The sequence below is a fragment of the Leptolyngbya sp. ST-U4 genome (assembly GCF_039962215.1).
Classification (GTDB): Bacteria; Cyanobacteriota; Cyanobacteriia; order Elainellales; family Elainellaceae; genus Leptolyngbya_A.
In genome coordinates this window covers 177,058-199,096 of the sequence record NZ_JAMPKZ010000003.1, presented here as the reverse complement: position 1 = coordinate 199,096, position 22,039 = coordinate 177,058, and the positions used below count along the sequence as shown (strand labels likewise).

At 54.3% G+C, this 22,039-nt stretch carries 15 protein-coding genes; 9 read left to right on the top strand and 6 right to left on the bottom strand.

Annotation, left to right across the window (positions count from 1 at the left end; translation table 11 throughout):
• The first annotated feature begins 131 nt into the window (after nt 1-131).
• Nucleotides 132-2,732: an endonuclease MutS2 gene (locus NDA02_RS08260; protein WP_190791384.1), complete on the top strand. Its 2,601-nt coding sequence runs from the start codon at nt 132-134 to the stop codon at nt 2,730-2,732.
• Between the two features lie 172 nt (nt 2,733-2,904).
• Complete coding sequence (locus tag NDA02_RS08255; RefSeq protein WP_190791383.1) at nt 2,905-3,585, top strand: HEAT repeat domain-containing protein; 681 nt, start codon at nt 2,905-2,907, stop codon at nt 3,583-3,585.
• Nucleotides 3,586-3,742: 157 nt separating this feature from the next.
• Here the strand turns inward: NDA02_RS08255 and NDA02_RS08250 are convergent, their stop codons facing one another.
• Nucleotides 3,743-4,663, bottom strand: a complete 921-nt coding sequence (locus NDA02_RS08250) for an LD-carboxypeptidase (RefSeq protein ID WP_348254773.1) — start codon at nt 4,661-4,663, stop codon at nt 3,743-3,745.
• Between the two features lie 5 nt (nt 4,664-4,668).
• Complete coding sequence (locus NDA02_RS08245) at nt 4,669-5,715, bottom strand: glycosyltransferase family 4 protein (RefSeq protein WP_348254771.1); 1,047 nt, start codon at nt 5,713-5,715, stop codon at nt 4,669-4,671.
• A 296-nt stretch (nt 5,716-6,011) separates the two neighbouring features.
• Here NDA02_RS08245 and grpE point away from each other — a divergent pair, with 296 nt between their 5' ends.
• From grpE to rsgA, 5 genes are all read left to right on the top strand, one after another.
• Entirely contained in the window at nt 6,012-6,683 is a 672-nt protein-coding gene (gene grpE / locus NDA02_RS08240) for a nucleotide exchange factor GrpE (RefSeq protein ID WP_348254770.1), read from the top strand.
• 262 nt (nt 6,684-6,945) lie between these two features.
• The gene (gene dnaK, locus NDA02_RS08235) at nt 6,946-8,913 is read left to right on the top strand and encodes a molecular chaperone DnaK (protein ID WP_190791379.1); all 1,968 of its coding nucleotides are present in this window, start codon (nt 6,946-6,948) and stop codon (nt 8,911-8,913) included.
• A gap of 118 nt (nt 8,914-9,031) precedes the next feature.
• On the top strand, nt 9,032-10,162 hold the full coding sequence (gene dnaJ / locus NDA02_RS08230; protein ID WP_190791378.1) for a molecular chaperone DnaJ: 1,131 nt from the start codon (nt 9,032-9,034) through the stop codon (nt 10,160-10,162).
• Nucleotides 10,159-10,413, top strand: a complete 255-nt coding sequence (locus NDA02_RS08225) for a sulfurtransferase TusA family protein (protein ID WP_348247423.1) — start codon at nt 10,159-10,161, stop codon at nt 10,411-10,413. Before dnaJ ends, NDA02_RS08225 begins: the two co-directional genes overlap by 4 nt.
• A gap of 18 nt (nt 10,414-10,431) precedes the next feature.
• Nucleotides 10,432-11,586 (top strand): small ribosomal subunit biogenesis GTPase RsgA, encoded by a 1,155-nt coding sequence (gene rsgA / locus NDA02_RS08220; RefSeq protein WP_348254768.1) that lies wholly within the window; start codon nt 10,432-10,434, stop codon nt 11,584-11,586.
• Here the strand turns inward: rsgA and NDA02_RS08215 are convergent.
• Nucleotides 11,583-12,602, bottom strand: coding sequence for an ABC transporter ATP-binding protein (locus NDA02_RS08215; RefSeq protein ID WP_190791376.1), 1,020 nt, complete (start codon nt 12,600-12,602; stop codon nt 11,583-11,585). The two genes, rsgA and NDA02_RS08215, sit on opposite strands and share 4 nt — an antisense overlap.
• A gap of 174 nt (nt 12,603-12,776) precedes the next feature.
• Here NDA02_RS08215 and gloA point away from each other — a divergent pair, with 174 nt between their 5' ends.
• Both gloA and NDA02_RS08205 read left to right on the top strand, forming a co-directional pair.
• On the top strand, nt 12,777-13,211 hold the full coding sequence (gene gloA / locus NDA02_RS08210; RefSeq protein ID WP_348247425.1) for a lactoylglutathione lyase: 435 nt from the start codon (nt 12,777-12,779) through the stop codon (nt 13,209-13,211).
• Nucleotides 13,212-13,479: 268 nt separating this feature from the next.
• Nucleotides 13,480-14,541: an EamA family transporter gene (locus NDA02_RS08205; RefSeq protein ID WP_348254767.1), complete on the top strand. Its 1,062-nt coding sequence runs from the start codon at nt 13,480-13,482 to the stop codon at nt 14,539-14,541.
• Here the strand turns inward: NDA02_RS08205 and NDA02_RS08200 are convergent.
• The 3 genes from NDA02_RS08200 to cobJ form a co-directional block, all read right to left on the bottom strand.
• Nucleotides 14,529-16,442 carry a hypothetical protein gene (locus NDA02_RS08200; RefSeq protein WP_348254766.1) on the bottom strand — a complete coding sequence of 638 codons (1,914 nt, stop codon included), beginning with the start codon at nt 16,440-16,442 and terminating at the stop codon, nt 14,529-14,531. The genes NDA02_RS08205 and NDA02_RS08200 overlap by 13 nt on opposite strands.
• 95 nt (nt 16,443-16,537) lie before the next feature.
• Entirely contained in the window at nt 16,538-19,726 is a 3,189-nt protein-coding gene (locus tag NDA02_RS08195) for a hypothetical protein (protein ID WP_348254765.1), read from the bottom strand.
• Nucleotides 19,727-20,093: 367 nt separating this feature from the next.
• Nucleotides 20,094-21,998 carry a precorrin-3B C(17)-methyltransferase gene (cobJ, locus tag NDA02_RS08190; protein WP_190791003.1) on the bottom strand — a complete coding sequence of 635 codons (1,905 nt, stop codon included), beginning with the start codon at nt 21,996-21,998 and terminating at the stop codon, nt 20,094-20,096.
• Nucleotides 21,999-22,039 lie beyond the last annotated feature (41 nt).

The window sequence follows — 22,039 nt, the reverse complement described above, 5'->3', positions numbered from 1 at the left end:
AATTGATTGCCGGATTAAGGCTGTTTAACCTCTAGTTAAGTCCTTCCCCAGAAGGATTCTGCCCCTTGAGAATGAGGCTTCAGTTAAAATAGAGACAGCAAGATTCAAAACAATTAACGTCGTTAAAGCCCTTGATCCAAGCCGAAACCCTGGAACTGCTGGAATGGTCAAGACTGTGCCAGCACCTCGCCACCTTTGCCGCCACGAAACTCGGAAAAACAGCCTCAATTCAACTTCCCATTCCAGAGACGATCGCCCAGAGCCAGACCCTCCTTGACCAAACCAAAGAGGTTTATCAGCTCGAAACGCTGGTGTCGGGCGGTTTGTCGTTTGATGGCGTGCAGGACATCGGCGACTCGCTAGAGCGAGCAGGGCTGCGGGGCATTCTGGCAGGGCAGGAATTGCTCGACATCGCCACAACCCTCAACGGAGCCAGGCAAATCCGCCGCGTCATCGATAACCAGCCAGACATGACTGTACTCAATAATCTGGTTGCCGAGCTGCGAACCTACCCTGAAATTGAGCAGGAAATTCATCGCTGCATCGACGATCGCGGCAAAGTTACCGATCGTGCCAATCCCAAGCTGGCAGGCATCCGGGAGCAAATTCGCAGTACCCGCGATCGAATTTATGAAGTGCTGCACCGCACCCTGCAACGCCAGTCGAACGCGATTCAGGAGCCGCTGATTACGCAGAGGGGCGATCGGTTTGTGATTCCAGTGAAGGCTTCTCATAAAGATGCGATTCCCGGCGTGGTTCACGACACTTCAACCAGCGGATTAACCCTCTACGTGGAGCCGCATTCGATCGTGAATCAGGGCAACCAGCTCCGTCAGTTAGTGCGCCAAGAACAGCGCGAAGAAGAAGAAGTGCGGCGAGTACTTACTGAGCAAATTGCTGAAGTTCAGGAGGATCTGGAACGACTGCTGGCGATCGTCACCACCCTGGATCTGGCAACCGCTCGCGCTCGCTACTCCTACTGGCTGAAAGCAAACCCGCCCCGGTTTATCCCCTTCACCGAACAGGATTCATCTTCAGATTCTCCAGCACAAATCACGCTGCGCCAGCTTCGTCACCCCCTCCTAGTCTGGCAGCAGCAGCATGAACAGGGAACATCTGTTGTGCCGATCGATCTGGTGATTCAGCCGCGTTTGCGCGTTGTTGCGATCACGGGACCTAACACAGGCGGCAAAACTGTCACGCTCAAAACAATGGGATTGGCGGCACTGATGGCAAAAGTGGGCCTGTTCATTCCTGCCCGCGAACCTGTGGAAATTCCCTGGTTTGAGCAAATCCTCGCAGACATTGGCGACGAACAATCCCTTCAGCAAAGCCTCTCCACTTTCTCAGGGCACATCCGCCGCATCAGCCGCATTTTGGCGGCACTGGGTAGCGATGCGATCGAAACACCCTCTTCGACCCACCACTCAGCCCCCGAGCCAGCCAACGAAAGCGAAGCTCAAAGTCCTCCAGAATCAGGGGATTCAGAGAACAGTCAAACTGAAGCTCAAAGTTCCTCAGACTTGAGCGATTTAGGGGGCGATCGGGCGACTGATACTCACCGATTTTCCCTCGCCAACGCCCTCATTCTCCTCGACGAAGTTGGAGCCGGAACTGACCCCTCTGAAGGCAGTGCCCTCGCGATCGCGCTCCTGAACCATCTTGCCGATCACGCTGCCCTCACGATCGCCACCACTCACTTTGGCGAACTCAAGGCTCTCAAATATCAAGACGATCGCTTTGAAAATGCCTCCGTGGAATTCGACGATGTTTCTTTGTCACCCACCTATCGCCTGCTCTGGGGCATTCCGGGACGATCGAACGCACTGACGATCGCCAAACGGCTTGGTCTCAATCCTGAAGTCGTAGAAGCCGCACAAAATCAGGTTGGCATGGGCGCAACGGCGGAAGTCAACGAAGTCATCGCCGGACTGGAAGCACAACGACGGCAGCAGGAAGAAAAAGCGCGAACCGCTCAGCAGTTAGTCACTGAGACCGAGCGGCTTTATCGGGAAGTGTCTCGCAAAGCCGAAATGCTGCAAAACCGGGAGCGCGAGCTTCAGGCACAGCAAGAACAGGCAATTCAGCAGGCAATTCAGCAGGCAAAAGGTGAAATTGCCCAGGTGATTCGCCGTCTGCAAAAAGGCACACCCACCGGACAAGATGCCCAGCGCGCTACGGATAACCTGAATCAAATCGCGGCTCAGCGCTTGCCTTCTCGTCAGGCTCCACCCAAGCCGAAATCAGGCTTCCGTCCCCAGGTAGGCGATCGGGTCCGCATTCCGCGACTGGGACAAACCGCCGAAGTCCTGACTGCTCCCAACGACGCAAACGAGCTGCAAGTCCGCTTTGGGCTGATGAAAATGACCGTCACCCTGGCAGACATCGAATCGCTCCAGGGCGAAAAACCAGAAATTCCTGAAAAGCCCAAGCCAACTCCCACCCCCTCTCCCCAACCTCCTACCTCTCCCTCTCCCCCCGCTCCTGCCGTCCGCACCTCTCGCAATACGATCGACCTCCGCGGCAAACGGGTCGCCGATGCCGAACAAGATCTCGATCAGGCGATCGGTCGGGCAGATTCAGGGTCGCTTTGGATTATCCACGGACACGGCACAGGCAAGCTGCGGCAGGGCATTCAGGACTTTCTCAAACGCCACCCGCAGGTTGAAAGCTTTGAGTTGGCCGATCACACCGATGGCGGCACCGGGGTTACGGTCGCTCAAATTCGTTGATCTGTTGCTCTCAGCCACCCCAATTTTAAGAAGAAGCTGAACTCTTCCAGGGTTCAAAGCCTGCTGGAATCGGGGGCTTTCAGCGGCTGTACGGTTGTCCCCCAATGCTGAACCAGGGAGCCACCCATATAATGAATGAGAGAGACGTAAAGTTTTGTAAAAGGAAGTCTTCATGACTCATCCCAGCCTGACCCAGCTTGCCACCCAACTTGAAAGCGCAGATTCCAAGGACCGCATGATTGCTCTGGCATCGCTGCGAAATGTCCCGCCAGAAGACGCGGTTCCCCTGATTAAAAAAGTGCTGGACGACGAAAGTCTTCAGATTCGATCGATGGCAGTGTTCTCGCTGGGTGTGAAGCAAACCGAAGAGTGCTACCCCATCCTGATTCGCCTGATGCAATCCGATCCCGATTACGGCATTCGCGCAGACGCAGCCGGAGCATTGGGCTACCTCGAAGACCCCCGTGCGTTTGAACCGCTGGTTCGGGCCTTTTATGAAGACACCGACTGGCTGGTGCGTTTCAGTGCTGCCGTTGCCCTGGGCAATCTCAAAAACCCCCGCGCCCGTGATGTGCTGCTGGATGCGCTGGAAAGTCCTGAAGGCGTTGTACACCAGGCAGCGATCGCGGCACTCGGCGAAATCGGAGCTGTTGATGCAGTCGATTCAATGCTGCGCTTTGCTCAGTCCGACGATTGGCTTCTGCGCCAAAGACTGGCAGAGGCACTGGGACACCTGCCCGCTCCCAAGAGCATTTCTGCCTTGAAGTACCTTGAAAAAGACAGCCATCCCAACGTCTCTGCGGCTGCCACGATCGCGCTTCAGCGATTAGCAGAACAAAACTTCATTGGATAAGGATGTTCTTGAAATCCTCAATCTTCTGAAAATTATGTTTGGGGGAGCATTCCATTTCCTAAAATAAAATCACAGCTTTCTTTGGGGGTAGTTTGCAGACTGCCCCTTTTGCTGTATCTGGAATAGAGCTATAGCAATTCACTGTTAATTCTCACTGTTAATTCCCATCATTCCCACTCGATTCCTCCACCCACAATCGATCGCCTTCTATCCTGCCCATTACCCCCACAGGCAGGGCTGCATTCACCCCGTCATGCCCAAAAGGAAGCTCTGCCAGAATTGGAATTTTCAGGTCGCCCAGGCGATCGCGTAACACTTCCTCCACGCTAAAACTAGGCACATTCGGCGGCGGATCACACTGGCTAAACCGTCCCACCGCAATCCCTTTCACCTGACTGAATGCCCCACTCATCCGCCACTGGGTCAGCATTCGATCGATTCGGTAAGGAGCCTCGGTCACATCCTCAAACGCGAGAATGACATTGGTGAGGACAGGCTGTTCGGGCGTGTTCAGCAAATGGGTGGCAACGGTGAGGTTCGCAGGCAGCAGAATTCCGCTCGCGGTTCCCTCAACCCAGCTTGTACCCTGAAGCGGTTCGATCGAGCGCCCTTCGACCCAATCAAACAATCGCTGAATTGACCAGGCTGGCTCAGCCGCGATCGTCGTGAGTAAAGGCGCATGAACGCCTGAAATTCCATAACGGCAAAGGCTCCAGAGCAAGCTGGTAATATCCGAGAATCCAATCAGCCATCTGGGGTCATCGAGCCAGCCGCCCCAGTTCTCCAGCAGCCTCGCCCCACCATAGCCACCTCTGGCACAGAGAATACCGCGACAGTCCGGGTCTTTCAGTGCCTCTAAAAGCTGCGATCGTCTCCCTTCATCTTTGCCTGCCAGGTAGCCCCAGCGATCGTCATAGCCTGAACTCAGCTCAAGGCGATAACCGCGTGACTGCCAGATTTCCACCCCGTGCCGAAAGCTCTCAAACTCCCGCAGTGCCCCACTGGGAGCAATCACCCGCAGTAAATCGCCGGGCTGTAAAGGAGCAGGTTTTTGACATTGCAGTTCTTGACATTGCATAAGCTTCACTTCTCCAAGACATCCCGCAACCACCCCTCCACCCGATCGCCCATTGCCTGCATCGAATATACTCGTTCAGCGGTCTGACGGCAGGTTTGGCGATCGATTTTATCAAGCTTTTGGATTGCGGCAACTAAACCTGAAACGCTATCCGGCTCCACCAGCCAGCCCGTCTCCCCGTCCCGCACAATCTCCGCAGGACCTCCCCGACGGTAAGCAATCACGGGTACACCGCAGGCTAAAGCTTCGATCGCCACATTGCCAAACGCTTCCACCCATTTTGGGGTCATGATCAGTCCACAACACTGCCCTAATTCCTGCTGAAGTTCCCCTGTGGTCAGAAACCCTTCATAGCTGAAGCTGGCATTCGGATAACGCTGGTAGATCGATCGCCAGTAGTCTGGGTCAGGCATCGCGCCCCAGATTTTGAGGGGAAGTCCGGCTTGCTGAGCGGCTTCGATCGCATCTTCGATTCCCTTTTCTGGAGCAATGCGTCCGACCCAGCCCAACTCATCCTCTGCCTTGGCGCAAAACTGATACAGCGACAGATCCAAGCCGTTGCCCAGCACCCGACACTGACTACCAAACGGAAACGTCTCTGCCTGCGCCCGACTGTGAACGCCAATGCTGCCCGGAAATCGATCGAGGGTTTGCCCAATGACGTGATCCATCGCGTCCGTCAGCGATCCCATACTCACCAGATGGGCAATCGGGCGATTAAAAAACGGCGTGAGGTAAAAGGGCAGCCAATCGTAGGCAAAGTTGATCACAATGTCATAATCGCGCTGCTGCTGATACGCTGCTCCCCAAAGGTTAGCTAGCACTGAGTTCGCCGGAAGGGTAACGAGGGCATTTCGTCCCTGAGTCTGAGCGGTGGTTTGCATTTCACCGGGGATTTGCAAGATCTCTAAGCCAGGCGAAACCGAATGCTGTGGAGCCATAACTACGATCGAATGTCCGCGCTCTTGAAGTGCCAGCCCAATATTTCTTAGGGTTAGCTCGACCCCGCCGCCCAAGCCTGACCCTAATGCCCCGACTGGCGTTGAAACCAATAAAATTCTCAAGCGGTTCCCCCTGCTTTTGTATTCTCTAAAAGAAAATTTCCTGAGCTCGTCGTTGCTTGCATCGATCGTTTCAAAAGAACATTTGAAAAGTTAGCCCGAATTTTTGAATTTTTGCCGAACTGATCGCTTGTCGTAATCCCCGCATAGCTTCCGATACCTCCCACCGCTAGAATACGATATGACTCTGTTGCTAAAGCACAATCGTAGGCGACGGAAGAGGAGAAGCAGCCGGAGAACGAATTGGCTGAACTCTGAAAACCTTAGAGCAAGTGGAAAATAAGCCAATGTCTGCTGAAGTGAACCAACCCTTTGATCCTCTGAATACTCAAACTCAGCCAGAAGAAGTGACGGTTGAACCGAGCGTTGAAACCGAAACCTTTACCCTTGATCCAGATCCTTCATTTAGCCCTAGCGAGGCTGCTGCCGCCGAACCTCAGTCTGAGCTTCAAACGACGATTCAGGAGTTAACGCAGCGGCTCGACGCGCTCAAAACTCAGCTCGACGATCGCAACAACCAATATGCGCGGCTGGCTGCCGATTTTGACAACTTCCGCAAACGGACGCAGAAAGAAAAAGAAGACCTGGAACAAACGATCAAATGCGCCACGATCAAGGAACTGCTGCCTGTTGTAGATAACTTTGAGCGTGCCCGATCGCAGATCAAGCCCCAAACCGATGCTGAGATGACAATCCACAAAAGCTATCAGGGCGTTTACAAAGATCTGGTCGATCGCCTCAAAAAAGTGGGCGTTGCGGTGATGCGCGTTGAAAATGAGCCGTTTGACCCCAACCTGCACGAAGCGGTCATGCGAGAAACCACCGCAGACGTTCCCGAAGGCACGATCGTTGAAGAACTGCGGCGGGGCTATACCATTGGCGATCAAGTCTTGCGTCACGCGATGGTGAAAGTTGCGGCTGCGCCAGAGGGACTCGGCGAGGAATCTACGGCGGGCTAAATGCTGGCTTCATGATCTTCCGATGAACTGCTGATCCGTCCGCACCGTCTGGAGTTCCTTTGAAAAGAGGCTGAGTTCAAGCAAAGCCAGTGCTCAACCGATCGCTGCTCTTCAACAATTTGGTAAAGAGCTGATCGTATTTCCCGAAAATTGCGGAATACTGAGCAAGGAGTGAAAAGAAACTCAAATGCATCCCCACGGGTTTCCTCATCTCTATTTGATGCGTTCATTTACTCGCACTCTCAGTAAGTAACCACGGATTATGGGAAAAGTTATCGGCATCGACCTGGGCACAACCAATAGCTGCGTTGCAGTCCTGGAAGGCGGAAAACCCGTCGTCATCGCAAACTCTGAAGGCGGAAGGACGACTCCTAGTATCCTTGGCTTTGGCAAATCGGGTGAGCGCCTTGTGGGGCAATTGGCAAAGCGGCAGGCAGTCACCAATGCAGAAAATACGGTGTTCAGTATCAAGCGGTTTATCGGTCGCCGCTGGCATGACACCGAGGAAGAGCGGCAGCGCGTTCCCTATACCTGTGTGCGCGGCAAAGACGACACCGTGGACGTTCAGATTCGGGGACGCAACTTTACCGCTCAAGAAATCTCAGCCATGATCCTGCAGAAGCTGAAGCAGGATGCCGAGAATTATTTGGGGGAACCTGTAACCCAGGCGGTGATTACCGTTCCCGCTTATTTTACAGACGCACAGCGACAGGCAACGAAGGACGCAGGCACGATCGCCGGACTGGAAGTGCTTCGCATTATTAACGAGCCAACTGCAGCAGCCCTGTCCTATGGTTTAGACAAACAGGACAAAGATCAAAGCATTCTCGTTTACGACCTGGGCGGGGGCACGTTTGATGTCTCCATTCTTCAGCTTGGTGATGGGGTGTTTGAAGTGAAAGCGACTTCGGGCAATAACCACCTGGGCGGCGATGATCTTGACAATGTGCTGGTGCGCTGGCTGATCGACAATTTCCGTGAACAGGAAGGCGTGGATCTGTCTCAGGACAAAATGGCCCTTCAGCGACTTCGCGAAGCGGCAGAGAAAGCCAAAATTGAGCTTTCCAGTATGCTGAACACGACGATCAACCTGCCGTTTATCACTGCCGACGCAACCGGACCCAAGCACCTGGAAGCTGAACTAAGCCGCGCTAAGTTTGAAGAACTGGTCGGACACCTGATTCAGATGACGATCGACCCCGTGACGCAAGCCCTTAAAGACTGCGATCTCACTCCCGATGATATCGATCGCATTATTCTGGTGGGCGGCTCGACGCGAGTGCCCGCAGTGCAAGAGGCAATTCGGAACTGCTTTAACGGTAAAACGCCCGATCGATCGGTTAATCCGGATGAGGCGGTCGCGCTGGGAGCCGCGATTCAGGCAGGCGTTTTAGGCGGCGAAGTTAAGGATCTGCTGCTGCTCGATGTGACGCCCCTTTCCCTGGGCATCGAAACGCTAGGAGAAGTGTTCACCCGCATTATCGAACGCAATACGACGATTCCGACGAGCAAAACCCAGACCTTCTCAACCGCAACCGACGGACAAACTTCGGTGGAAATCCATGTCCTCCAGGGCGAACGGGCAATGGCAAAGGACAACAAAAGTCTGGGTAAGTTCCAGCTTGCGGGAATTCCGCCTGCGCCCAGGGGCGTGCCCCAGATCGAGGTTTCCTTTGAGATCGACGCTAACGGCATTTTGCAGGTGGCTGCCCGCGACAAAGGAACAGGACGCGCCCAGAGTGTGCGAATTAGCAATACGGGCGGTTTGAGCGAAGCCGAGGTTGAGCGGATGCGTCAGGAAGCCGAAGTGTTTGCCGAAGACGATGCCCGCCGTCAGCAGCTTGTAGGACTGCGAAATCAGGCCGATGTGCTGCTCTACAACTACGAAACAACGTTGCGGGACAACGGTGAGCTGATTAACGATGCCCAAAAGCAGATGGCAGCTCAAAGGGTGGCAGAGCTTCGGGCTGCGATCGCCGATCGATCAGTCACGGTAGAAACCATGCGGAACTGTCTGAATGCACTCCAGGAAGCACTTTTGTCGATCGGTCAGTCTGTCTACCAGCGGGCAGATATTACTGAAGACCCAGGCATATCCGAAGATTTTGCCTACAGTAGCGCGTCTCCCTGGGCAAACGGTCAGGAAGCAGCAACCGAAATGATGGACAGCTACAGCAGCGATTTTGGAAATGATGACACGATCGCCGCAGATTATGAGGCAGTTGACTAGGTGCGTGATTTAGGATGGTAAAGGGAGTCGCTGAAATGGCTCAAATCTCAGGTATCATTAGCCTGAATCCATCTCTGTCAATTTCCAATTCCTTTTCTACTCTCTAGAGCAGTGCCCTATGGCGGACTACTATGAAATCCTTGGTGTTTCTCGAAGCGCGGACAAGGAGGAAATTAAACGTGCTTTTCGTCGGCTGGCGCGAAAGTATCACCCGGATGTCAACAAAGACCCTGGAGCCGAAGAGAAATTTAAGGAAATTAACCACGCATACGAAGTTCTGTCGGAGCCGGAAAAGCGGGCAATGTACGATCGCTTTGGTGAAGCAGGCGTAGGCTCTGGAGCAGGAGCAGGTTTCCAGGACTTTGGCGATTTTGGTGGCTTTGCCGATATCTTTGAAAGCTTTTTTAGCGGCTTTTCGGGCAGCGCAACCGGACAGCAAACGCGCAGGCGCACTGGACCCGTACGCGGCGAAGACCTGCGGCTCGATTTGCGGTTGGACTTCCGCGAAGCGGTGTTTGGCGGCGATAAGGAAATTCGCATTAACCATTTGGAGAGCTGCGAGACGTGCAGTGGAACGGGGGCAAAACCCGGCACTCAAGCCCGGATGTGTTCGACTTGTAATGGGGCAGGGCAAGTGCGTCGAGCAACCCGTACCCCTTTTGGCAGCTTTACTCAAGTGTCAGTCTGTCCAACCTGTAATGGCAACGGGCAGGTCATTGAGGAGAAGTGCGAAGTCTGCGGCGGCAACGGGCAGAAGCAGGAAGCCAAGAAGCTGAAGATTTCGATTCCGCCTGGGGTCGATAACGGAACACGGCTACGAGTGTCGAGTGAAGGCGATTCGGGACAGCGCGGCGGTCCGGCGGGAGATTTGTATGTCTATTTGTTTGTGAATGAAGATCCCCACTTCCAGCGCGACGGCATCAATATCCTCTCAGAAGTAAAGATTAGCTATTTGCAGGCAATCCTGGGCGACAAAATCGAAGTCGATACGGTAGACGGCAAAACCGAAGTAACGATCGCCCCTGGAACTCAGCCTAATACCGTTGTTACCCTGGAAAAGCACGGTGTTCCCAGGCTAGGTAATCCCGATAGCCGAGGCGACCATTTGCTGACGGTGAAGATTGATATTCCCACCCGTGTCACCCACGAGGAACGGGAACTGCTCGATAAGCTAGTGAAAATCCGGGGCGATCGGCTCAGCAAAGGCGGCGGCATTGAAGGGTTTCTTGGAGGGCTATTTCGCGGATGACGACGAACCTTCAGCCTGACGCTCAGATGGATCTGCGGGGAACACCCTGTCCGCTCAATTTCGTTCGCACCAAGCTCAGACTAGAGCGCATGACTCCTGGTGCGCTGCTCGAAGTCTGGCTTGATCCGGGCGAGCCGATCGAGCAGGTTCCTGATAGCCTCCGAATGGAAGGGTACGGCATTGAGCAAATCGAAGACCGCAGCGAGTTTTTTGCCTTGAGGGTGCGTCGTCCAGCCACATCGACTGAGTGATCTCTTGAGTGATCTCTTATGAGTGCTGATATGAGTGCTGAGCTGAATCAGCCATTGTCCGCATCAGAGCCCCCATCAGCACCCGTTTCTGATGAATCTGCCCTGACCGGAACTGTTCTAGCAGTGCAGGCAAATTTCTATTTTGTGCAGCTCGACCAACCCCAGGGTGATTCTGACCCGCCGATCGAGCAGCTTTTGTGTACCCGCCGAACTCGCCTGAAAAAAATTGGTCAGCAGGTGATGGTGGGCGATCAAGTCCGAATCGAGGAACCCGACTGGGAAGGAAAACGGGGCGCAATTGCCGAAGTATTTTCCCGGCAGACTGAGCTAGATCGTCCGCCGATCGCCAATGCCGACCAAATTCTGCTGGTGTTTGCTATTGCCGAACCCACGCTCGATCCGGTGCAGCTCAGCCGCTTTTTGGTGAAGGCAGAATCAACGGGCTTGGGCGTTTGCCTGTGTCTCAACAAAAAAGATCTGGTGAGCGAAGCAGAACGAGCAGAATGGGGCGATCGGCTGCACGACTGGGGCTACGATCCGGTGATGATCAGTGTCCGGGGTAACTTGGGCTTGCTAGATCTGGAAGCAAGGTTAATCGATCGGATGAGCGTTGTTTCGGGACCATCCGGCGTAGGGAAGTCGAGTTTAATTAATGCCTTGATTCCGGCGATCGATCTGCGGGTGGGCAGAGTCTCCGGTAAACTGGGGCGCGGTCGCCATACTACTCGCCACGTCGAACTATTTCAGCTTCCTGGCGGGGGATTGCTTGCCGATACGCCCGGATTTAATCAACCCGATTTGGACTGTCTTCCGGGCGAATTAGCCCAATTTTTCCCAGAATGCCGTCAACGTCTGAGCGAAGCAAGGTGTCAGTTTAGCGATTGCCTGCACCGAGATGAGCCAAACTGCGCCGTTCGGGGCGACTGGGAGCGGTATGACCTGTATCTGATGTTCCTTGAAGAAGTGATTGCCCGACAGGAGGCGATCGATCGAACAGGCGACCCAGAATCAACCACTAAAGTCAAAATTGGCGGAGAAGGACAAATCGAAGTCGAACCAAAGCTTCAAACAAAAAAATATCGCCGCCCCTCACGCCGAACCGAGAAGCAGCTTTTGCGCGGCATTGTCCAGGACGTAGAAACGCTGATAGATGACGGCGACGCAGAGGTTTAGCGCATATTTTGCTTACGCTCCTGCTTCGGGTCGCGGGTTCCGGCAGCGGCAAGTTCTGCATCCAGAAGGGTGCGTCCGGTAGCAGCCAGATAAACGTCGTCCAGACTGGGGCGCGACTGCGAGATGCCAAACGTGGGCAGTCCAGCGGCTTTGAGTGCCTGCTGAATTGTGATCAACGCTTCGCTATGGGGATCAACCACCAGATTGAGGGAATTGCCCTGGGCTTCATTCACAATCACATCCTGCACAAAGGGCAACGATCGCAGCATGGTTTTCGCATTCTCTGCCTCTTCGACGGGGGTAAATTCGCGAATTCGTAATGTGACTCGATCGCCCCCTACCCGATCTTTGAGTTCCGAAGGAGTTCCCGCCGCGATGACGACACCCCGATCGATAATGGCGACGCGATCGGCAAGTGCATCAATTTCTTCTAAATAGTGGCTGGTAATCAAAATGGTAGTTCCATTCGATCGCAACTGTCGCAGAAAGTCCCAGACAATCACGCGGCTTTCGATGTCCAATCCGACTGTTGGTTCATCTAATACGAGAACATCTGGCTGGTGCAGCAGTCCGGCTGCTAGGTCGATTCGTTTTTTCAGACCGCCCGAATAAGTTCCGGTTCGCTTGTCTGCCCAGTCTTGCAGTCCTAACAGCGAGAGTGCCTGGTCGATTCGAGCGGCAGCCTGACTTGCCGGAATATGGTAGATCGCTGCCTGAAGCTGAAGCAGTTCCTGCCCGGTAAGAACCTTATCGAGCGCAACTTCCTGAGCCACATAGCCCAATTTTTGCCGCGCTAATCGTGGGTTTTCCAAAACTGAAATTCCTGAAACTTCGATCGTTCCGGCATCGGGGGTTGCCAGAGTACAGAGGCAGCGTAGCGTTGTCGTCTTTCCGGCTCCATTGGGTCCCAGTAAGCCAAAAATTTCGCCCGGTTCAACTTGTAGCGACACATCTTTAACGGCTTCGACAGAGCCATATCGCTTCTGAAGTTTTTCAATCAGCACTGCTGGAGCCATGCGCTTCTTATTCCTGCTCGATCGTTATATTTCTCAATTTCTTTCTTCATTTTAATAAAAGGCGGGGAAGAGAGGGGTGAATGGATGGGTGGATCAGTGGATGGGTAAGAAGGGGGATGAGTTGGGGAGACGATCGTGGCAGGATAGGAAAGAAGCAAGTGAGATAAAGACCTTATGCGACTCCTTCACACGATGCTGCGTGTTGGCAATCTTGATGAATCTCTGAAGTTTTACTGCGATATGCTGGGAATGAAGCTGCTGCGTCGGAAAGATTATCCGGGCGGAGAGTTTACGCTGGCGTTTGTAGGCTATGGCGATGAGGCAGACCACACGGTGCTGGAGCTAACCCATAACTGGGGCACGTCGCAGTACAACCTGGGCGATGCTTATGGGCATATTGCGATCGGCGTGGATGATATTTACGGAACCTGCGACATGATTCGGCAGCGCGGCGGCAAAGTGGTTCGTGAAGCGGGACCGATGAAGCATGGCTCAACGGTGATTGCGTTTGTGGAAGACCCGGACGGTTACAAAGTAGAGCTAATCCAGCTCGGCACACAGGGCAGCACAAGAGAGCAAAAGACGGCAACGCCGCAAGTGGCTATGTAGTTTTGTCATGAGAGAATCCTTAGCGGCTCAAAGTCCCTCAAAGATTGGGGGATTGGGGGCAATGTAGGAGAGCAAATACTGCTCAAACATCCCCGACAAGCAAGTTTACGACCTATCCCTACAGCGATCGCGTTCGAGTAGGGCATTTTTTTATCTGCTGCGAAATGGGATCAGATGCAAAATGTGATTAGACGGTCAAGCCGATTTCTTAACAGAACTCAATAATTGATTAGAATAATTGAAACTCTATCGTTCTGCCTACTTGCTCATGCAAATCAAGCTCACCGAGTCTCGTCTTCCCTTCGCTTCGATGTTGCTGATTGCGCCCTTTTTCCTGTGGGGCACGGCAATGGTGGCAATGAAGGGAACGATTCCCCATACGACACCACTCTTTATGGCAGGTGTGCGGCTTGCTCCAGCCGGGGGAATGATCTTGCTGGCAGCGATCGTGATGGGACGACCCCAACCCAAAGGCTGGCTAGCCTGGCTCTGGATCGCGCTGTTTGGACTGGTAGATGGCACACTGTTTCAAGGCTTTCTGGCAGAAGGGCTGACACGCACCGGAGCCGGATTAGGTTCCGTGATGATCGACTCTCAGCCGCTTGCCGTTGCACTCATGGCACGCTGGCTCTTTGGGGAGCAGGTAGGGCTGTGGGGCTGGATCGGGTTAGGGTTTGGTGTGCTGGGCATTAGCCTGTTGGGATTACCCCAGGAATGGTTGCTCAGCCTGTTTCAACAAGGGGGTTCCGTTAGTTCGGCAGCGGACGCGATGCAAAGCGGTTCCCTCTTTGGGGTTATCGAGCAGCTTCTGCAAAATGGGCAATGGCTGATGCTGCTGGCAGCTCTGTCGATGGCAGTCGGAACGGTGATGGTGCGATATGTTTGTCGCTATGCTGATCCGGTAAGCGCGACGGGGTGGCACATGGTGCTGGGCGGCTTGCCTTTGTTCTTCGGCTCAGGCTGGCTGGAAGTCGGGCAGTGGTCGCAGTTGCAGTTCTCTGACTGGCTCTCGCTCTCCTACTCTACGGTGTTTGGCAGCGCGATCGCCTACGGGCTATTCTTTTACTTCGCTTCAAGCGGCAGCCTGACGAGCCTGAGTTCGCTCACCTTTCTCACCCCTGTTTTTGCGCTGCTGTTTGGCAATCTGTTTTTGGGCGAGGTGCTCAATCCGCTGCAGTGGGTTGGCGTTGGTTTAACGCTGGTTAGTATTTATTTAATTAATCAGCGCGACCAGCTCTTGTCCCTCTTTAGGAAAGAAGAAGCGTGGCAGGAAGCCGAAGCTGCCGTAGAACCTTTAGCGATCCTGGCTGACCGAAATCAGGCGGAGTAATGTGCAGTGAGCACGATCGAGTAAGGCTGAGTCAATTGCTGGTAGGTGTTTGAACGCAGCAGTTCCCAATAGCGGTGTAGCTCGGCAAGCTGATTGCGATCGATCCGGTACGCTTTACCGTCCGGGTAAGTTTCCTGATGAAACGGGGCGTGATCGATCGCCTGATACTCAGGGTTTTGCTGCGATTGGGGCGTGAGTAAATTCCTTTCCGCCTCGGCAGGAATCAGACCGGGGGGAAGCTGTCCTTCCAAAATGGCGAGAATTCGCGATCGGCAAGATACTGCATCGATGCCTCTTTGCTGAAGCATTTCCAGCACTTCGTCCAGGGTCATCGCTTGGTCGGGAAAACCGCGCATCAGTTCCAGCAGCAGGAAGAAATCGCTGTACTGGTGTTTTGCCTGGTCTAAAGCAAATGGATAAAGCGGCAGCGCAGCAAGACCATAGGCAATGCGGCTACAGGTCGGAATGTAGTCCAGCGACCGAACCCACGGATAGGCATCTTGCAGAATCAGGGCATTAGGCAGCTTTTGCTGAAGCCAGCGCGTGATCGCCCCTAGCGAGGCTGTTCCGCCTGTGCAGACGACCTGCCGCACATTCAGGGCAGGAACCTGGGTCTGGTTGAGCAGCGCATTAAGTTCTCGGTTGAGCCGCTGGACGTAGGGCAACAGCACTTTGGTGGTCAAGTCTTGTCGGAGCAACGTTGTTTGCTGCTGGGCAATTTGAATCACAAAGCGATTTTGCTGCTGAAGATTCAGCTTCAGGGCACGGGCAGTTTCAATCAGCGATCGTCCTGCTTTGGTACGCCGCAGCCGTTGCTGAAGAACCTCGCGCTTTTGCCCGTCTGGTTCACCCACCGCTGGAAATGCAGTTTGCTCCAGATCATTCCGAACTGGGTCCGTTGCAGGCAACAGCGGATAGAGCAATTGAGTGATGATGTCTTGGTCGATCGCCGTTCCCGCATAGGCAAGCGTGCGGATATGAAAGTCAGCGTGGGTAATCGCAGGTGGATTGGTTTCGGAAGGCTGCGCTTCAGAATCACAGTTGGCAAGCTGAACCAAAGCCAGTTCTGTCTGGGTTGCCCCCGCACTTAGAATCAGCGTGTTCCCCTGCCAGTCGATATCCTGGGAAGTCTGCCCCTGCGGCATTTTCAGAGAAGACTGGGAACTTCCGGCAAAGGCGGCAAGCATCGCGGCGATCGGCTCTTCCAAAAACAAAATCTGCTCTGGGCGGCCAACCAGTTTGGCAGACAGCAGGGCTTCGCGCACGTTAAACTGATACGCCTCCGACCATCCAGTAGGGAAGCTAACAATCACGCCAACAAGCTGCTGAAGCGCGATCGCCAGATCTGCCGCTTCCAGATCGACTGCACCACAGGGCAGAAAAGCCTCCGGAAAACTCACTGCCAGCGAAGCCATTAACGCCTGAAGTGACTGCCTCAGCGTCATGAGCGGAATTGGCAGCGCATCTGACCAGGACAACACGGGTTGACTGCCCAGCAAAGCATCCCAGAAGCGGGGCGCATCATAAGGCAGTGTCAGATTCAGGTAGGGTTTAAAGTCGCGAATCAGGGCGTCCTGTGCCTCATCCGACTGACCAGACATTAGAGAAACTGCCAGGGGAAGGCGAAACTGTTTTTCGCTCGATTGATTCGTCCGGTTTTGAGCAGATGCCTGAGCGGTCTCTGGTTCGATTGCAGAGGAAGGGGCTTGCCAGTAGATTGGATAAAGCTGTTGGATCGATCGATTCAGCAGAACAGCAGAAATTCCGGTCGTACCAATGTCGAGTCCCAGATACCATTCACGCGCAGACGCTTCAGCGGGTTGCTCAGTCAGCGGCGGAGATTGAAGCAAATCAGCAACGAGATCTCCTAATGTGCCGTCAAAGAGCGTTCCTTCCAGCAATGCGTCTTCAGGTTCTAGCTGAGGCTCGGATTCTAGTAAATCTAACTCTGCATCAAGTTCCAGGGGGAGTGAACTGTCTGGCGATGCAGAGTCAGTTAAGACTTTTTTTTTTCGCTATCCTCCTGAGGCGCGACTTGATCGGCAGAACTGCTTTGCAGCGATAATGCCACTTCTAACTCCTCGAAGGCATCTGGGATTGGCTGCGTTGGCTCAACTGGGCGCGCTGAGCCGATCGAAGGCAAGTTTTCAAACAGTCCTTCCAGTCCTTCTAGGGTGAAGGAATTGCTGTTGGAGGGGTTCGTTTCTAGCGCATCGCGGCTCGTAGGCTGATCTGCCGCAGCCGTTTCCGCAAAAGCAGGCTGATCGGAAGCGTCATCAAATAGATGCCGCTCGGTAGACTCATCCACAGGAGGCAAAGCAGACAAATCAGAAGGCAAAGCAGATGAATCAGAATCATCAGAAAACCAATCCTCAGCCGAACCAGATAAGTCCGCAGCCAACTCAAGCGGCGCAGAATAATTTGAAAACAAATCCTCGATCGGTTCTTCGCTCTGCCCAATCACGGGTGAAGCGATTCCTTCTTCGGAGAACTGCGAAGCATACGGCTCATCGGAAGCAGTTTCCTCAGCGGCGATCGGATCGGGAAAGGTGGGCTGCAATGCTTCTGGCGGATTCGGGTCAAACCATTGAGCGATCGTTCTTGCCGGGTCTGCTGCTGCCGGGTCTACAAATTCCGCAGAGACTTCCTCAGACGATCGCTCGGACAGTTGCTGAGTTGATTGCTCAGTCGGTTGCTCAGTTGGCTGCTCAGCCAATCGTTCAGGCGATTCGATGGAAATGACTGGCTCTTCCAAGAAATCTATGAACGGCACGGGCGCAACATCCGGTAGCATCCAATCCGCCGCGTCTTCCAGCGTAAAGTTTGCGTCACCTCCTTCCAGGCTCGATAGATCCTGTGCGAGTTGCTCCAGGGTATCGACGGGTAGCTTGAGATTCAGCAGTGCGTCCGGGTGCGAGGGTTCATCTGCCAGGAGATCCTCTTCGGGCTGTGCCAGCTCAAAGGCTTGCTCTTCTGGTCCTGCTTCTCGTTTGGCTAAGTCCTCAACAGAAACATCAGTAGAAACATCGGATGACAGCTCAAAGGGAACCAGATCGAGCAGCGAACTAATAGTTTCGATCGCATCGTCAGCTGGTTGAGCAGATTCCTCCTCAGCAGGGGGAGCAATCGTGACCGCTTCAGCAGGAACCTCAGCAGGAGTCGAACTAGGCGGGTCGAGCTCGATCGATATCGGCGGCTGGGGGGGCGACTGAGGGATTGGCGGCTGAAGGTTTGCAGTCGGTAGCAAAACATTCTCAGCCGTTTGCGGCAGTTCTGGAGCTTCAACGATCGTCAAGTCCTCACTCTCTGCCACAGTTCCAGAGTAGGATACTGCCTCCGGGAAACCGCCAAACCAATCTTCCTCGATCGAAGGATTGGGCAGCATTTCTGCCGGATCCGGGGCGGGCGTATCGGCGGGGTCAACGGTTGCAGCCGCTTCTCCTGGTTCGAAAAGCTCCACATCCGCAAACAAATCTTCGGTGGCGATTCCTCCTTCAGGAAACTGCGAAACAACAGACTGGGAATTGGCCTCGCCAAACAAGCTCTGGTAAAACTCATCCTCGTACAGGTTATCTGGGGAGGCAACCAGGGGCAGTTCCGCGGTTGAGGCAGCTTCTGAAATGGGCTGCAATGTCTCAGAAGAGGGCATCGCCAAGTTTGATTGCAGCTCGGTTGCTTCGGTGCCCTGCATTTCAACGTCAAGCTGATTCAGCAGATCCAGCACTTCGGAAGGATCATCATCAACTTCTGTGAAGGCGTTTTCTTCGACGGAAGTAGAAGCCAGCGACTGGAGAATTTCGGGTTCTGAGTCATCTTGCAGCACCGTTAGATCTGTAGACAAAAAGGAGCTGAGCGGCTCATCCTGAAACAGCGTTAAGTCCTCATCGACGATCGCAAACGGTTCTGGGGAAAGGCTATCGAGGTCAAGCTGCTTTAGCTCCAGGTCAAGCAGATCCAGCGAGTCCAGGTCATCGGCATTCAGTGGTGATGTATCACTCGATGATGTATCGCGCACAAAGGGGTGATTAACTTGAGCGGGCTGGGCAGCATCTAGCTCGTTGAGTTCATCCAATAGGCGGGTAATGTCTCCCTCGGTTTGCTCCGGTTCTGCCGGACGAGATGACGGGGCAGCTTGGGGGAACGGTTCTGCCGCAGATAATCCTTCCGGGGGCAAAGCAGGCTCCCAGTTTCCCGGCTCGATCGAGGTCTGCAAAAAGGTAGAGGCTTCTCGTCCAAGCTGTTCTGCCAGTCGCGTTACCAGAGCAGAAAACATCGCTTCTCCCTGCTGCCCCAGGTTGTGCATCCGGCTCAAACCTTGCTCTAGCGAGTCCTGATAAGTCTGGACGTTTTGCTGAAGGGAGTTGAAAATAATTTGCAGCGAGGAATCCAGCTTTAGCAAAAGCTGATCAGACTGGGTCTGCACGCGCTGAATTTGCTCAAGTCGCTGCGCCGGACTCAGTGCCATCAGATCGCTGCTGGATAAGCCCGATGAACCTTCTGGCAGGGCTGCACCTGAACTCTGGGGCAGGGTCGAAATCATCTGCGTGACCTGCGACGACAGGTTTTCCTGCATTTGGCGAAATGCCGCCTGCAAAAACTCCATCAAAAGCTGATTTTGCTGGGGCAGAGCATACGGCTGTCGCTGTGCCTCAAGCTGCCGGATTTCCTGCAAAAGCATTTCTCGCTGCTGCCGCAACCCATCCAAATCCGATCGCATTGGCTGCAACAAGTTCGATCGCAGATAGTTCATTTCCTGCACCACCGCCTGCAATGCCTGCTGAGCCGACTCCACCGCTTCGGTCTGGGCAGAGGCTGGAGCGGGTTGGGGTGGAGCTGGCGGCACAAATTGCTGCGACGCTGCTTTCACGGGGGGAAAATCGATCGCCGGAGCGGCTTCACGGGTCTCTATCCCGGTTTCGCTGACGCTTTTACTTGAATCAGCCCGGCTGAAATCAAAACCGTTTTCGCCCACCGGAGCCTCGATTCCTCCTGCCGGGGGCTGCGAAGCGATCGACTGCGCCCCTCCCTCCTGAAGCGACAAAAGATATCGGCGCGTTTGCTCCAACACCTGACGCTGCTGCACTGCATCGGCGGACATTATCCAGGGCAACCGGGGAGCCGTTTTGCTAAGCACCTCATCAATTTCCTGGATCAGCGATTCAATTTGCGCTTTCTGAGCAGTCACGGGTTCACTTCCTGTCAAGTAGCAGTCATTGAGGAACGGGATTTTTGTTGCTTCAATCCTAGCGTCAGGGTTCCCCCAGCGTCGCAAACTGTTACGTCAGGGAAAGACTGTGGGTGGATTGTAGCAAGCTTGTCTGAAGAAGTTTTACTAGAAGTGACAGGAAACTCGCAGAAATTGAGTGAGACCGATACAAAAATTAATTTAGAGTGGGGCTAAGTAGGGAGATAAGAAGTGGAGTAGAGAGGCAAAGAATAAATCAGAAATAAGGGAAGGGGAAACAGAATAAACCTCTGTCAAGACAGTAAAGGAAGACGAAGCATTTGCTCGAGAGCTGTGTTTTCCCCTCATCGCCTTATCCCTATATCCCTTATCTCCCCATGCCCTCATCCCCAAAACCAAGATAACCACGTGGAGTAATCATCCAGTTCTCGTGAAGGCAGGTGCTGCGGTTACCGATCAGAACGGTGGTGAGCATATCGATCGCTTCAGGCTTCAGTTCACTTAAAGTCGTCAGCGTAATCTGTTCTTCGGGGCGATAAACCGATCGCACAATCGCAACCGGGGTTTCGGGGGGACGGTGTTGCAAAAAGATTTGCTGGGCGATCGTCATTTGCTGAGTGCGGCTTTGCGATCGGGGATTGTAGAGGGCAGTGACGAAATCGGCTTGGGCAGCAGCAGTCAACCGTTGCTCGATCACAGCCCAGGGGGTGAGCAGATCGCTGAGGCTAATAGCGCAAAAATCGTGCATCAGGGGCGCGCCGACTCTAGAAGCAACGGACTGAAGGGCGGTAATGCCGGGGAAAACCTGCACGTTCGGTGTTTTGCCATCCCAGCCGCCTGCCCTGAGCTGCTCTAGCACCAGACCTGCCATGCCGTAGATGCCGCAGTCACCTGAAGAAATTACGGCAACCGTTAGACCCCATTGTGCCAGGTCGATCGCCCGTTCGGCGCGCTGGCGTTCCTGAGTAATGGGCAGTGTTTCCACAATTTGCCCCGGACGCAAAAGCGATCGCACGAGATCCACATAAAGACCATAGCCAATGACGGCATCTGCCTGGGTAATTGCCGCCTGTGCTGCCGGAGTGATTTGATTGAGCTCACCAGGACCGATGCCTACGAGCCAGAGTTGTCCGGTACGCCCGACATATTCTCGTTCTGCCTGGGCGATCGCAACAGTGACTGCTCCAGGCTGTCCTTCCTGACGCACAACCTTTTTGGTGACGCGCAGCCGCTCGACAGGTTGAGCAGAATCCGAAAGACCTTCACTGGCGAGAATTGCCGCTGCTTCAGACACGCTGGGCGTTCCCACTTCGGCATCCACGATCGCAGAAGGCGTTGGAACCTCGATCGATCGCAGGGCTTCGGCAGAAAAACAGCGCAGTGCCCACTGGCGATCGCAGCACAGTTCCAGAATGCCTGCTTCGTCGGATTTGAGATCGATTGTGGCAATTCCGGCGATCGAGCCTTCTGCCAGATGCGCTGCACGACAAGCTTCCTGAATCGCAAACTCAATCAGCGATCGAGAAGTCCCCCGCTCACAGCCCACGCCCACCCACAGCACACGCGGATGCCACTGCACCTTGGGAAAATCTGACTCTGGGGCAAAGCGTCGCTGAATCGGACTGATCCAGATGCGCCCGTCTGGGCGTTCTCCTGCCCGATCGCTGGCTTCAAACACAAACGGATGTCCCTCTGGAAGCTGCTGCCATAGCGTTGAGCCTGCCTCCTGGATCACCTGCACCCGTCCCTGACGCGCGACTGCCGCACTGATACCCGTCCAGTCACCGCTGCCTTTCTGCCAGCCAAAGGGCAAACCCAGCACATCCACCCCCGGCAGATTAAGATCGGTTGCGCCCCCGGTCAGAATCGGCGCTGCCTGAAGCAAAGGCGCGATCGTCCGCGTCAGGCGATCGGCTCCGCCCTGATGCCCCCCGCTGAGGCTAATGACATGGCCTGCCCCATCAACCACCACCACTGCCGGGTCACGGGTTTTGTCCTGCACCAACGGCGCAATCAAGCGCACTACTGCCCCGATCGCCAGATAAAATACCAGCGCTCCATGCGTTTGCCACAGCAGCGGCAGCATTTCCCGCAGCGACTCTCCATAGGATTTCACAAACGGCGAATTTGTCTCACTCGCCAACCCCGGAGTAACGTAAAGCGTCACTTCCCCCGTTTCCCATAGCGGCTTGAGTCTCTGAACCGCCTGCGGGGTGGTGGCAACAGCAGCAATCGGAGCAAATTGTTTTAGGAGGGGCGATCGATCGGTCACAGTTCTATCGAGAGAGCTAACCGAACCATTGAAACACAAGA

Coding starts and splice junctions, on each gene's coding strand:
- NDA02_RS08255 (WP_190791383.1), top strand. CDS start 2,905: ATGACTCATCCCAGCCTGACCCAGCTTGCCACCCAACTTGAAAGCGCA.
- NDA02_RS08250 (WP_348254773.1), bottom strand. CDS start 4,663: ATGCAATGTCAAGAACTGCAATGTCAAAAACCTGCTCCTTTACAGCCC.
- grpE (WP_348254770.1), top strand. CDS start 6,012: ATGTCTGCTGAAGTGAACCAACCCTTTGATCCTCTGAATACTCAAACT.
- dnaK (WP_190791379.1), top strand. CDS start 6,946: ATGGGAAAAGTTATCGGCATCGACCTGGGCACAACCAATAGCTGCGTT.
- dnaJ (WP_190791378.1), top strand. CDS start 9,032: ATGGCGGACTACTATGAAATCCTTGGTGTTTCTCGAAGCGCGGACAAG.
- NDA02_RS08225 (WP_348247423.1), top strand. CDS start 10,159: ATGACGACGAACCTTCAGCCTGACGCTCAGATGGATCTGCGGGGAACA.
- rsgA (WP_348254768.1), top strand. CDS start 10,432: ATGAGTGCTGATATGAGTGCTGAGCTGAATCAGCCATTGTCCGCATCA.
- NDA02_RS08215 (WP_190791376.1), bottom strand. CDS start 12,602: ATGGCTCCAGCAGTGCTGATTGAAAAACTTCAGAAGCGATATGGCTCT.
- gloA (WP_348247425.1), top strand. CDS start 12,777: ATGCGACTCCTTCACACGATGCTGCGTGTTGGCAATCTTGATGAATCT.
- NDA02_RS08205 (WP_348254767.1), top strand. CDS start 13,480: ATGCAAATCAAGCTCACCGAGTCTCGTCTTCCCTTCGCTTCGATGTTG.